Annotated in this window: 13 protein-coding genes; 7 read left to right on the forward strand and 6 right to left on the reverse strand. The window is 32.6% G+C overall.

All coding sequences use genetic code 11. The features are described from left to right. The first annotated feature begins 7 nt into the window (after nt 1-7). Both pepT and FOF46_RS17940 read left to right on the forward strand, forming a co-directional pair. Nucleotides 8-1243, forward strand: coding sequence for a peptidase T (gene pepT, locus FOF46_RS17935; RefSeq protein ID WP_143917415.1), 1236 nt, complete (start codon nt 8-10; stop codon nt 1241-1243). Nucleotides 1244-1369: 126 nt separating this feature from the next. Next, entirely contained in the window at nt 1370-2248 is an 879-nt protein-coding gene (locus FOF46_RS17940; RefSeq protein WP_109438023.1) for a mechanosensitive ion channel family protein, read from the forward strand. 84 nt (nt 2249-2332) lie between these two features. On the opposite strand, the gene yajC is transcribed toward FOF46_RS17940, so the two are convergent. From yajC to FOF46_RS17960, 4 genes are all read right to left on the reverse strand, one after another. Beyond that, complete coding sequence (yajC, locus tag FOF46_RS17945; RefSeq protein WP_109438022.1) at nt 2333-2626, reverse strand: preprotein translocase subunit YajC; 294 nt, start codon at nt 2624-2626, stop codon at nt 2333-2335. Nucleotides 2627-2630: 4 nt separating this feature from the next. Next, entirely contained in the window at nt 2631-3110 is a 480-nt protein-coding gene (locus FOF46_RS17950) for a DUF1573 domain-containing protein (RefSeq protein ID WP_109438021.1), read from the reverse strand. 49 nt (nt 3111-3159) lie between these two features. Then, nucleotides 3160-4071 carry a transcription antitermination factor NusB gene (gene nusB, locus FOF46_RS17955; protein ID WP_109438261.1) on the reverse strand — a complete coding sequence of 304 codons (912 nt, stop codon included), beginning with the start codon at nt 4069-4071 and terminating at the stop codon, nt 3160-3162. A gap of 231 nt (nt 4072-4302) precedes the next feature. Beyond that, nucleotides 4303-5400 (reverse strand): Glu/Leu/Phe/Val family dehydrogenase, encoded by a 1098-nt coding sequence (locus FOF46_RS17960; protein ID WP_109438020.1) that lies wholly within the window; start codon nt 5398-5400, stop codon nt 4303-4305. Between the two features lie 141 nt (nt 5401-5541). On the opposite strand from FOF46_RS17960, the gene FOF46_RS17965 reads away from it, so the two are divergent. The 3 genes from FOF46_RS17965 to FOF46_RS17975 all read left to right on the forward strand — a co-directional run bounded on the left by FOF46_RS17965 (nt 5542) and on the right by FOF46_RS17975 (nt 10372). Continuing rightward, entirely contained in the window at nt 5542-7299 is a 1758-nt protein-coding gene (locus FOF46_RS17965; RefSeq protein ID WP_109438019.1) for an ABC transporter ATP-binding protein, read from the forward strand. A gap of 78 nt (nt 7300-7377) precedes the next feature. Beyond that, complete coding sequence (locus FOF46_RS17970) at nt 7378-7767, forward strand: PUR family DNA/RNA-binding protein (protein WP_109438018.1); 390 nt, start codon at nt 7378-7380, stop codon at nt 7765-7767. A gap of 91 nt (nt 7768-7858) precedes the next feature. After that, entirely contained in the window at nt 7859-10372 is a 2514-nt protein-coding gene (locus tag FOF46_RS17975; protein ID WP_143917416.1) for a M14 family metallopeptidase, read from the forward strand. Between the two features lie 21 nt (nt 10373-10393). Here the strand turns inward: FOF46_RS17975 and FOF46_RS17980 are convergent, their stop codons facing one another. Continuing rightward, nucleotides 10394-11260: an alpha/beta fold hydrolase gene (locus tag FOF46_RS17980; RefSeq protein WP_143917417.1), complete on the reverse strand. Its 867-nt coding sequence runs from the start codon at nt 11258-11260 to the stop codon at nt 10394-10396. Between the two features lie 151 nt (nt 11261-11411). On the opposite strand from FOF46_RS17980, the gene FOF46_RS17985 reads away from it, so the two are divergent. Both FOF46_RS17985 and FOF46_RS17990 read left to right on the forward strand, forming a co-directional pair. Then, nucleotides 11412-11969, forward strand: coding sequence for a thioredoxin family protein (locus FOF46_RS17985; protein ID WP_109438015.1), 558 nt, complete (start codon nt 11412-11414; stop codon nt 11967-11969). 3 nt (nt 11970-11972) lie between these two features. Next, complete coding sequence (locus tag FOF46_RS17990; RefSeq protein WP_109438014.1) at nt 11973-12500, forward strand: GNAT family N-acetyltransferase; 528 nt, start codon at nt 11973-11975, stop codon at nt 12498-12500. On the opposite strand, the gene FOF46_RS17995 is transcribed toward FOF46_RS17990, so the two are convergent. Continuing rightward, on the reverse strand, nt 12497-13012 hold the full coding sequence (locus FOF46_RS17995; RefSeq protein ID WP_109438013.1) for a YfiT family bacillithiol transferase: 516 nt from the start codon (nt 13010-13012) through the stop codon (nt 12497-12499). The genes FOF46_RS17990 and FOF46_RS17995 overlap by 4 nt on opposite strands. Between the last annotated feature and the right edge of the window lie 8 nt (nt 13013-13020).

Below are 13020 nucleotides of genomic sequence, written 5' to 3' on the forward strand. Positions count from 1 at the left end.
GATTGTTATGATTTCAAAACAACATATCATTGATCGGTTTATTAGTTATGTAACTATTGATACTGAAAGTGATCCAGAAAGCAATACCACTCCCAGCACAAAAAAACAATGGGATCTCGCCAATAAATTAGCAGAAGAGTTAAAAACTATAGGTCTTGAAGACGTAACTATAGATGAGAACGCATATATTATGGCGACTTTACCCTCTAATGTAGATCATGAAGTTCCTACAATTGGTTTTATATCTCATTTTGATACTAGCCCAGATTTTACAGGAGCAAATGTAAATCCACAGATTATAGAAAATTATGATGGTAAAGATATTATACTCAATTCATCACAAAACATAGTCCTTTCACCAGAGTATTTTGAAGATTTGAAGCAATATAAGGGTCAAACATTGATTACTACTGATGGTACTACCTTATTAGGAGCAGACGACAAAGCGGGGATTACTGAAATTGTAACCGCAATGGAATACCTCATCCAACATCCTGAAATTAAACATGGAAAAATACGAATTGGTTTTACTCCAGATGAAGAAATTGGACGTGGTGCGCATAAATTTGATGTAACCAAATTTGGAGCTGATTGGGCATATACTATGGATGGTAGTCAAATAGGTGAACTCGAATATGAAAATTTTAATGCTGCAGGCGCAGTAGTAACCGTTAAAGGAAAGATTGTACATCCTGGGTATGCTAAAGGAAAAATGATTAATAGTATGTATATCGCCCAGGATTTTATCAATTCCTTACCAAGGATGGAAACTCCAGAACATACCAGTGGACGAGAAGGGTTCTTTCATTTACACAATATAAAAGGTGATGTGGAAGAAACTCAATTACAATACATTATCAGAGATCATGATAAAAAACATTTTGAAGCAAGAAAAGAAGTAATGAATAAACTCGCTTCAGAAATTAATACACAGCATGAAAAAGAAGTGATATCTATAGAAATTAAAGATCAATATTACAATATGCGAGAAAAAGTAGAGCCTGTAATGCATATTGTTGATATTGCCGAGGAAGCTATGAAAGCTTTGGGCATCACTCCACTTATAAAACCCATTCGGGGAGGAACAGATGGATCTCAATTGAGTTTTATGGGGCTTCCTTGTCCTAATATCTTTGCAGGAGGGCATAATTTTCATGGAAGATATGAATATGTCCCTCTAGAAAGTATGATCAAAGCTGTAGAAGTGATTGTTAAAATTGCAGAGTTAACTACTAATAAGTAAAATAAAACGATTTATCGGTTTTTATTTACTTTAGACGATTTTATTCATTTTTATTGAGATACCCTGCCTTAGGTGATTTTATGATTGTAGTAGATTTATTTTATTAACTATTTAATCATATAAATCATGCAAAGTACAGAAAAAGTTTTGGATACCGCAGCAGATGTTACTGCAGAAACGGGAAATACTATTATGGGTTCTCTCACCGGTTTTTTTAATTCTATACAAGAAGGTGTAGGACAATATGGATTAAAAATTGTCGGAGGAATTGTTGCTCTAATTATTGGTCTTTGGATTGTAAAAATGATCATGAAAGCGATCAAAAAAGGGTTTGATAAAAGTAAAGTAGATCACACTTTAAAACCATTTCTTGTAACTCTAGTCAATTTTTTATTAAAAGTTCTGTTATTTATTTCGATAGCTGGTATAGTAGGAATTCCTACCGCAACATTTGCGGCTCTATTAGCTGCTGTCGGATTAGCAATCGGGGGAGCTTTTAATGGTTCATTAGGTCACATGGCAGCTGGTGTTATGCTTCTTGTATTTAGACCATTTAAAGTTGGAGATCTTATAGAGACAGGAGGCAAATTAGGATTTGTAAAAGAAATTTCTGTATTTGTTACTATTTTAGAAACGTTTCAGAACAAAACTGAAATCATCCCTAACGGAGCAATCACTGCAGGAACAATTACCAATCTTACTACTATTGGGAATCTTAGAGTCGATATGCCTTTTGGAATTCAATATGGGTCTGATATAGAAAAGGCTAAAAAGATTGTATTGGATGTTATGCAAGAAGATGATAAAGTAATGCAAGATCCTGCTCCCAGAGTAGCTGTAAACAATCTGGGACCAAATGGTGTAGAGCTATTAGCATTGCCGTATTCGACTTGTGATGATTATTGGGATGTATATTGGGATACAAGGCAAAGAATCGTTGAAGCTTTGGGTAAGGCTAATTATGACGCTCCTCTTCCACAACGAATTGTCACCATGAAAAGTTAACCTTTTAAAATTGTTTTTTATTAAATAGAAAAGCGCGATAAGACTATACTAGTTTTATCGCGCTTTTAACAAGTAGGCTAGTTATTACTTCTTATCCGCAGCCGGTTGGTTTAATTTTTGACTCATCTCCAATGAAATTGCAGACCTATCATAAGTTAGTTTACCCGATCCTGTTTCAATAATAACAGCATTGTTTTTTTCACTGAAGTCAAAGACTTTTCCATGAAGACCGCTTTTTGTAACTACTCGATCTCCTTTCTTAAGCTCTTCAGCAAATTTTTTCTCCTTTTTTGCTTTTTGCATCTGTGGGCGAATCATAAAGAAATACATCACCACAAATATTAATATAAAAGGTAGAAATTGTTTAATTTGATCCATAAAATTATTCGCTTACTGGTGTTCCACTTACAGGTTTAGCCTTTGGAGTAACCATAGCTTTAATCTTAAGTGTTTCTTTACCAGACTCAGTATTAGCAGTTATAGTAACTTGCTTAGTTTGCTGATTTGGTTTTCCATTAGAATTAAATTTAACCAACATCTCTCCTGTTGCTCCTGGAGCGATTGGTTCTTTTGGCCATTCAGGAACTGTACATCCACAGCTACCTTTTGCACTTACTATTACCAATGGAGCTTTACCTGTATTGGTAAATGCAAATTTGTGTTCTACCACGTCTCCTTCATTGATAGTTCCAAAATCGTGCTCGATTTCTGAGAAAGTCATTACAGGAAAATCTGCGTTTTTTGCATCACGATCTGCTGCTATCTCTACATTTTCTTCTTTAACTTTTTCTGCCGCATTGTCTTTACAAGAAACAAATGTCATCGCAAAAGCTCCGGCCAAAATTAAGATTCCTTTTTTCATTACTTGGGTTTTTAATTATTTGAGGTTAAAAATACTATTTTTTCTAATATTACATAAGTCCACGGCCTACTTTGTTTAATTTGCCGTTTTCTTTATACTCTTTGGAGATTTTATCTAAAATCCCGTTGATAAAAATACTACTTTTAGGAGTACTATATTCTTTTGCTATTTCTAAATATTCGTTAATTGTTACTTTTACAGGGATCGACGGGAACTTTACAAACTCACAAATGGCCATTTTTATAATTGCTTTATCTAGTTCTGCAATACGATCCTGGTCCCAATTTGGGGTCTTACCATCAATTTCCTTAGCAAACTCTGCTCCATTAAGTGTTGTTTTTCTAAAAATATCGATAGCAAACTTTTTATCATCTACATCCTTGTATAGTTTTGGCAATACCATATGTTCATCATGCGAGGCTTTGATTTTGCGTAGCATTTTGATAATTGAAGTATTTACCAAAGGTAAGTCATCTACCCATGTTAATTTTTTATCCTCTATATATTCATAGAGTTTATCATTGGGCGCTACGATTTCCTTAAAAATATCTAGTACAAAATCCTTATCCTCTTTAAACGAAGTAAGCTTTGTACTCATATATGTTTTGTAGATATCGCTTTCTTTAATTTCTTTCCATAATATAGCTACGTACTCATCATCCAATTCCCAACAATTCATCTTTTTCTTCTCAAGCTCTGTTTTGAGCTCAATATTTTTCTCTAACAACAATAATACTTCGTTGTTTATGAATTTGGTATTTGGATTTTTTTCTTCGGAAGTAGCAAGGTATTTTTTTTGACTTTTTTCTAAAAAGTCAGTAGCTTGTTTTCTAATTTCTACCAGTAGTTGAATATTTATAAGAAATAATTCATACATCTGATCAATACTGAAAAGAAGAAATTTTTCTTCTTTTCCTAGGTTGTCACTTTGCGTCTGCTCTATCGAATAGAGAGACTGCATAACTTTTACTCTAATATGTCTTCTGGTTAACATAGAAAATTACAAAGAACTTTATATTAAAAAAGGGCAAAAGTCATTTTAACTTTTGCCCTGCAAAAATACTATTATTTTTAATCTACCAATCGTAAAATTTTATTTTTATCCAGTAATATTTTTAAAATTTTACTTTGTCTTATAACTAATAGGTCAGAACAAGATCTCTTTAAATCTATCTAACCATTATAAATACATTTACTGTTTATTTTTTCCGGCAGTAATTCTATCTTCGGCAATACTGATTGCTGCAGCATTTGTAGTCATATTAGTAGCTTTTGCTTTATTCAAAATATCCAAAGTAGTATCGTAGATATTCTGTGTTTTAGCCATGATTTGGTCTCTTCCATATCCTTCAATCTCTGCATATACATTTATAATCCCTCCAGCATTAATCAAAAAATCAGGAGCATATACTATTCCTTTCTTTTGCAATAAAGAGCCATGAATATTTTCATTTGCCAATTGATTATTTGCTGCACCTGCAATGACCTTTACTTTTAGTTTATCTATAGTATCATTATTTACCGTTGCTCCAAGAGCACAAGGCGCATAAATATCTGCTGTTTCGGCGTATAAATCGTCTCCTCTATAAATATCTGCACCATATTTGCTACTAACTTCTGTTAATCTTTCTTGATTAATATCACTTATTACCACATTAGCACCTTCTTCTGATGTTAAACGAACAAGTTCTTCACCTACATGACCTATTCCCTGAACCAAAATTCTTTTTCCTTCTAATCCATCAGTACCGTATGCAAATTTTGTAGCTGCTTTCATTCCCATATACACTCCATAAGCAGTTACTGGAGACGGATTACCTGCACCTCCCTTTGCTTCAGAAATTCCTGTTACATATGGTGTAACTTCTCTTACGGTATCCATATCAGAAGTTTCCATACCTACATCCTCAGCAGTATAGTATGTTCCGCCTAGCGTATGCACAAACTTCCCAAAGCGCTTCATTAACTCAGGAGTTTTTATTTTTTTAGGATCTCCTATAATAACTGCTTTTCCTCCTCCAAGATTTAAACCAGTGATTGCCGCTTTGTAGGTCATACCTCTAGATAATCTTAGTACGTCATTAAGAGCATCCCATTCTGTTGCATAATCATACATTCTGGTTCCTCCCAATGCAGGTCCTAAAATTGTGTTATGCACACCAATTATTGCCTTCAATCCTGTATCTTTGTCTTGACAAAAAACAACTTGTTCGTGATCATCAAAAGATAGTTGACCAAATACAGGAGCTTCTTTTTTTAATTGGTTTGCAGTAAACACTTCTGTTATCATGTTATGAGAATTTTAAAACGTTATGATTATATTATATTCAAAATCAGGATGCTAAAATAGCATATTTTTATCAATTTCAAACCTAAAGCTATTAAATTTTACGAATTTATTAATAAATAGATCTCAAAACACCTCTCCTTTATGCGCGCATTACGCCATCTAAACAAATACTTTTTAAAATATAAATACAGACTTATTATTGGCTTGGTAATTACCATAATTGCAAGAATTTTTGCTACAATGGTTCCTACCTTAGTTGGTGACTCTGTAGATGTTGTAGAACAATATATAAATAATGATATAACAGATATTGCTGAAGTAAAAAGCGGATTAATCCTTAATATTCTCTTAATTATTGGGGCTGTACTGATTTCTGCTTTTTTCACATTTCTAATGAGGCAGACTTTTATTGTTGTATCAAGATTTATAGAATTTGACTTAAAAAATGAAGTATTTCAACATTATGAAAAATTATCACTTAATTTTTATAAGAAAAATAGAACGGGTGATTTAATGAACCGAATTAGTGAAGATGTATCTAAAGTTAGAATGTACGTTGGCCCTGCTATAATGTACAGTGTAAATACGATCACTTTATTTGTGGTAGTAATTGGATATATGATTAGTATTGCACCAGAACTCACATTGTATACTGTAGCACCGCTACCTATATTATCAATATCAATCTATAAATTAAGTGTTGCTATTCATAAACGTAGTACAATTGTACAAGAGTTTTTATCGAAATTAACCACTTTTACTCAAGAATCATTTAGTGGTATTACTGTAATCAAAGCATATGGTATTGAACCTCAAACTCAAGAAAATTTCACAAAATTATCTAATACCAGCAAAGATAAAAATTTGGATTTGGCTAAAGTTCAAGCGTTATTTTTTCCACTAATGGTTTTATTAATAGGGTTTAGTAATATTTTGGTTATTTATATTGGAGGAAAACAATTTATAGATGGCACTATACAAGATCTAGGGGTAATTGTAGAATTTATCATATTTGTAAATATGTTAACTTGGCCAGTAGCGACTGTTGGATGGGTAAGCTCTATTGTGCAACAAGCTGAAGCTTCTCAAGTAAGGATTAATGAATTTCTAAGCCAGGAACCAGAAATTACCAATACAGTTTCACAAAATACTCCTATTATTGGAGATATTAGTTTTGATAATGTTTCTTTTACCTATGATGATACCAATATAACAGCATTACAAAACTTAACTTTTGAAATTAAAAATGGAGAAACAATAGGTATAATTGGTAAAACAGGTTCTGGAAAATCGACAATATTAGATCTTATAGGCAGATTATATGATGTTTCTTCTGGCGAAATACGTATCGACGGAACTCCCATAAAAAACCTAAATTTAACCGATGTAAGAAAACATATTGGGTATGTCCCACAGGATGCTTTTTTGTTTAGTGATACCATACAGAACAATATTAAATTCGGTAATGAAAATGCCACTGATGATGAAGTTCACGAAGCTGCAAAAAATGCCGTGGTACATAAAAACATAATAGATTTTAGCAAAGGATATCAAACTGTACTTGGAGAACGAGGAATAACACTTTCTGGAGGTCAAAAACAAAGGGTTTCTATAGCTCGTGCAATAATTAAAAACCCTTCAATATTGCTTTTTGATGATTGTTTATCTGCTGTAGATACCGAGACAGAAGAGCAAATTTTGAATAATCTTAACAAAATTTCTAAAGATAAGACCACATTTATAGTAAGTCATAGAGTATCTACTGCTAAAAATGCAAATAAAATTATTGTATTAGAAGATGGTAAAATAACACAGCAAGGTACTCATAATCAACTAATAAGCACCGAAGGCTACTATAAAGAACTTTATCTAAAACAACTTAGCGAAAAAGAAACTTGAGTTTTTTTTGTGCGATTAACAATTTTTTTGGATTTTTGAAACCATCATAACATATTAATTAATTAATAAATACGGATTATGAGTGATAATGAAATGATGGATAAAGAAGAAATTTTCTCAAAAGTTTTACGAGCAGGAAGAAGAACATATTTCTTTGACGTAAGAGCTACTAAAGCGGGGGATTATTATTTGACAATAACTGAGAGTAAAAAGTTCACCAATGATGATGGATCTTTTCACTATAAGAAACACAAAATCTATCTTTACAAAGAAGATTTTGTTGGCTTTTCAGAAATCTTAGAGGAGATGACTAGCTTCATTGTTGAAGAAAAAGGAGAAGAAGTTATCAGCGAAAGACACCAAAAAGATTTTCAAAAATCATATGAAAAAGACACAGATAACAGTAACCGAGAAGGAGTTACTGCATCTACAGAAAGCTTTACAGATGTAAGCTTTGATGATATCTAGAAAAATATAACTTACTTAAGTTAAAGTTATGTAAACCGCTTCATTCACTGAAGCGGTTTTTTTTATATTCACGCATCAAAAAATAACTCAAATGAAATATATCTTTACGATTTTTTTTGCGATTACCAGTATATCATCTTTTTCTCAAAATGATATTTCTTTAGCGTATTATCTTCCAAAGAACACAACGTATAATCCTGAAATCCCCACTCCTCAAAGTGTTCTTGGATATGTACCTGGAAAATGGCATGTAACGCATGATAAACTTGTAAGCTACATGAAAGCTTTAGCAAAAGCTTCACCAAGAATCACGATTGAAGATAGAGGGAGTACATTTGAAGACAGACCAATACTATTACTTACTATAACATCACAACAAAATCATCAGAATCTTCAAGAAATTCAAAAAAAACATATTCAACTCACAGAAAATGGGTCTGAAGGATTAAATCTGGAAAATCTTCCAGCTATTGTATACCAGGGGTTTTCTATCCATGGCAACGAACCTAGCGGCTCTAATGCATCGCTAATAGCAGCATATCATTTGGCAGCAGCTCAAGGATCAGAAATCGATGAGTTACTTAACAACGTTGTCATCCTGTTCGACCCTTCATTAAACCCTGATGGTTTACAACGATTTGCATATTGGGCAAATACGAATAAAAGTAAAAATATTAATTCGGATCCTCAAGATCGCGAATATAGCGAAATATGGCCTGGAGGCAGAACAAATCATTATTGGTTTGATATGAATCGAGACTGGCTACCCGTTCAATTACCAGAGTCTAGAGCTCGTATTAAAACTTTTCATCAGTGGTATCCTAATATTTTGACTGATCATCATGAAATGGGATCAAATAGCACCTTCTTTTTTCAACCAGGAATACAATCCAGAACTCATCCATTAACCCCTAAACTAAATCAGAAATTAACAAAAAAAATTGCCAATTACCATGCAAAAGCATTAGATAACATAGGTTCATTGTATTATACAGAAGAAAATTTTGATGACTTCTATTATGGTAAAGGATCTACTTTTCCTGATATTAATGGAGGTATCGGTATTTTATTTGAACAAGGTAGTTCTCGAGGTCATGCACAACAAACCGATAACGGACTCCTTACTTTTCCTTTTACTATAAGAAATCAATTTACAGCTACACTTTCTACATTAGAAGCTGCAAAAACGATGCGTAAAGAATTACTAGATTACAAACGTAGTTTCTATAATGATGCTAGAAAAGAATTGTCAAAAGATGCTTACATCTTTGGTAATGAAAAGGACGCTGCATCATCCTATCACTTAGCAGAAATTCTTAAAAGACATCAAATCAAAATACATGAACTTAAACAAGATATAACAACTCAAGGCAAAACATTTAAAAAAGGATACAGTTATATTATACCAAAGAACCAAAAGCAAAAACGATTACTTAAAGCCATTTTTGAAAAAAGAACTACTTTTCAGGATAGTCTTTTCTATGATATTTCTGCATGGACATTTCCACTTGCTTTTAACCTTGATTATACAGATAATGCCTCTGTATCTAATTTAGGAACTGAAGTATCAAACCTATCTCATCGAAGAGCAAATGCGGTCAACAAAAGTAATTATGCATATTTAATAGAATGGCATGAATACTATGGGCCAAAAGCATTATATCAAATATTAGCAAAAGGATTACGAGCAAAAGTTGGGATGAACCCTTTTTCTTTAGAAAACAAGAAATATGACTATGGAACAATACTAGTTCCTGTTCAAAATCAGAAACTAAACAAAGAAGAACTACATGCATTTTTACAAAAAGTGTCCACAAATAATCACATTGATATCACTGGTGTTTCTACAGGATTAACTAAAGGTATAGATCTGGGGAGTAATCAATTTAGAGCATTATCTTTACCTAGGATTGGTTTATTTACAGGTACTGGGATCACGCCCTATGATTCTGGTGAAATCTGGCACTTAATGGATCAACGTTATGATATTCCAATTACAAAATTAACTACAGATAATTTTGGAAGAACTGATTTATCCAGGTATACGCATCTCATACTTCCTAATAGCTGGAGACAAAGTTTTAATAAAGAAAAATCAGAAAAACTTAAAACATGGATTCGAAATGGGGGAACATTAATAGGATACAGAAATGCTGCTCAATTCTTTAAGAATAACGAGTTTATGAAAATTGAATTTACCACACCAGAAAATGATGCCAAAAACATCTCTTTTGAGCAAAAGCGAGACTTTAGAGGAGCTCAAGTAATTGGTGGAGCTATTTTTGATGCGAAAATCGATCGCTCTCATCCTATTAATTTTGGATATAAGAACAATAGAATTTCACTATTTAGAAATACAAAACTATTCATAAAACCAGATAAACAGAGCTATAATAATCCGATTCAGTATACAAAAAAGCCTTTGTTAAGTGGATATATCAGCAAAAAGAATCTAGATTCATTATCAGGCACAGTACCTTTCAGACATAACAATTTTGGAAAAGGAAATGTAATTTTATTTACTGACAACACTAATTTTAGAGCGTTTTGGTACGGTACAAATAAGCTACTAATGAATGCCATCTTCTTTAGTGACGAAATGTAAAGAGGATACAAAAAGAATAAATTATAGCTGTTCTCTAAAAGAATAATAATGGGACAATACTTCATCAGGAGCTTCAACCTGTGGGTAATGTCCTATTTTCTCTAACATAACCACATCTGCATTGGGAACTATCTCTTGATAAAATTCTGCCATGTGTTTTCCAGAAATCGGATCAATACCACCATCTATAAGTCGCTTTGGTACTTTTGTATGCTGTATAGCCTCTCTCCATCTAATTTTATAAATATCTCTTTCTTTTAAGTATCTTATCAATTTATGAATAATATTTTTGCCAGAATTGTAATCTATTACTTCCCAAAACTCGTCGATTTCTAATTCACTGGGTTGTGTTTCTCTTCCGAATATTTTTTTAAAATTCTTAGCTAACGTATTTCTACCCATAAAATGTTTTAGAACACTCCCCAAAGGTGTCAATAATAATTTTTGAGTAAAGGTTGGAAAGTTGGTCTCCGGAAACATGCCTCCATTTAAAAAACAAACGGATTTAATATCAAACTCATATGTCGGATTTTCTTTAAACCTTGCTAGCATCTCCTGCACAACAGTATCCCCGTAATCATGAGCAAGGATATGAAATGAAGTAAGGTTTTTCTCTTTAAAAAAAACCTCCCATAAGTCTACCTGAGCTGAAATTGTATACTCAAAATTTGTTGGTTTTGCAGAAAAACCAAACCCCATCATATCCAAGGTATAAACTTCATATTTTTCGATAAGAGACTCCCACATTTTACACCAATCCCAGGATGATGTTGGAAACCCATGAATAAGCAATAAAGGCTCTCCTTCTCCATCTACTTTATAGAATATTTTGTGTTTTTTTTTATACAAAAAATGAGTCCCTGAATTTTTCCAATCTTGTAGTGTCATATTATTTCTTACCAAACATTTTTTGAATCACCTAAACGGGTACAATATTTTATTGCATAAAGTTCAGTTCAGTTGTAACTAAGATACCATTTTTTAGACTTATTAGTATAGAAAATTGTAATTTGGATCCTTTCAAAAAATAAAAAATATTATGGCACGTACTCCTTCAAATATGCTACCTCTTGGCACAATAGCACCAGATTTCACGCTTGTTGATACCATTACTAACGACAACGTTTCTTTAAAAGATATTAAAGGAGAAAAAGGAACTGTTGTAATGTTTATTTGCAATCATTGTCCTTTTGTTATTCATGTGAATGAGGAAATTGTTAGGATTGCAAATGATTATCGAGCTCAAGGGTTTGGTTTTATTGCCATTAGCAGTAATGATATTGAAAAATATCCGCAGGATGCTCCTCAAGAAATGTGGAAGACAGCACGTAAAAACAATTACACATTCCCATATGTATTTGATGATACTCAAGATGTTGCAAAAGCTTATGATGCAGCATGTACTCCTGATTTTTATTTGTTTGATGCTGAATTAAAACTAATTTATCGAGGACAACTTGATGATTCCAGACCTGGAAATGGCATTCCCGTAAATGGTCGTGATTTGCGTCAAGCATTGGATGCTGTGCTTCGTAATGCTAAAGTTTCTGAAAATCAAAAACCAAGTATTGGTTGTAATATCAAATGGAAAGAATAGTTTATGCCTTCAGAAATTGTTTTTAAAACATGCTCCAAACATGATATCGAACGTTTAGTTTCAGTAAGTCAACAGTTTTACCCAGAACATTATACTCACATCTGGAAAAACGATGATCCAAGCTATTACATCAATTTAAGTTTTAATCGAAATGCTTTTCGAGAAGATTTTAAAATTGATAATATCATTTATTTTCTAATTGAACAAGCAAACAAAACACTTGGCATGTTAAAAATCAGAACCCATGAAAACGTTGAAGGGTTTGATGGTTCTGAAGCTCTTCAATTAGAAAAAATTTACCTCTTAAAAGAATCTATAGGGTTAGGGATTGGTAAAAAAGGAATTGAATTCATTAAGAATTACGCAAGAGCTTTGAACAAAAAAGTAATATGGCTTGATGTAATGACGACAAGTCCTGCATTATTATTTTATCAAAAATTAGGGTTTCAGACCATTTCTTTTTACAACTTAGACTATCCTGGTTTAAAGGATAATTATCGAGAAATGCAAAGAATGATATTAACTCTTTAGAGTTCTGCTATAATCTGCAAATGTGCCAAATGATGATTTCCATGCCAGGCATATATACCTATATCTTCTGCTAATGAGATACTCACATTTCCTTCTGGATGTATAAATTCTTTTTTCATATCATCAGAAGACAGTCCCTTTAAAAAATAAACCCATTTAGCGTGCAAAGCACTTATTACATTTACTGATAAATAAATTGGTGCCGATTTAGTGTCGAATAATTCAGCCCATAATTGCTCATTATATGCCTTAATTAGTGGTTTATTTTCTGTCAGAGCCCACTTAAATCTTATGTACCCATTATGATGACTATCGTGTATATGATGTATAACTTGTCTTGCAGTCCACCCCTCCTCTCTATAGGGCGTTTCTAATTGTGCTTCTGTAAAATCAGAAACGAGCTTAGATAACTTCCCTGGGAGTTCTTCTATATCAGATATCCATTTTTGTATGTGATCAGGAGTTATAATTTCTGGGCATTTAAATTCTCCTATAGGATATCTTAGATTCATAATTTTAA

This window comes from Aquimarina algiphila (assembly GCF_007489275.1).
GTDB classification, from domain to species: domain Bacteria; phylum Bacteroidota; class Bacteroidia; order Flavobacteriales; family Flavobacteriaceae; genus Aquimarina; species Aquimarina algiphila.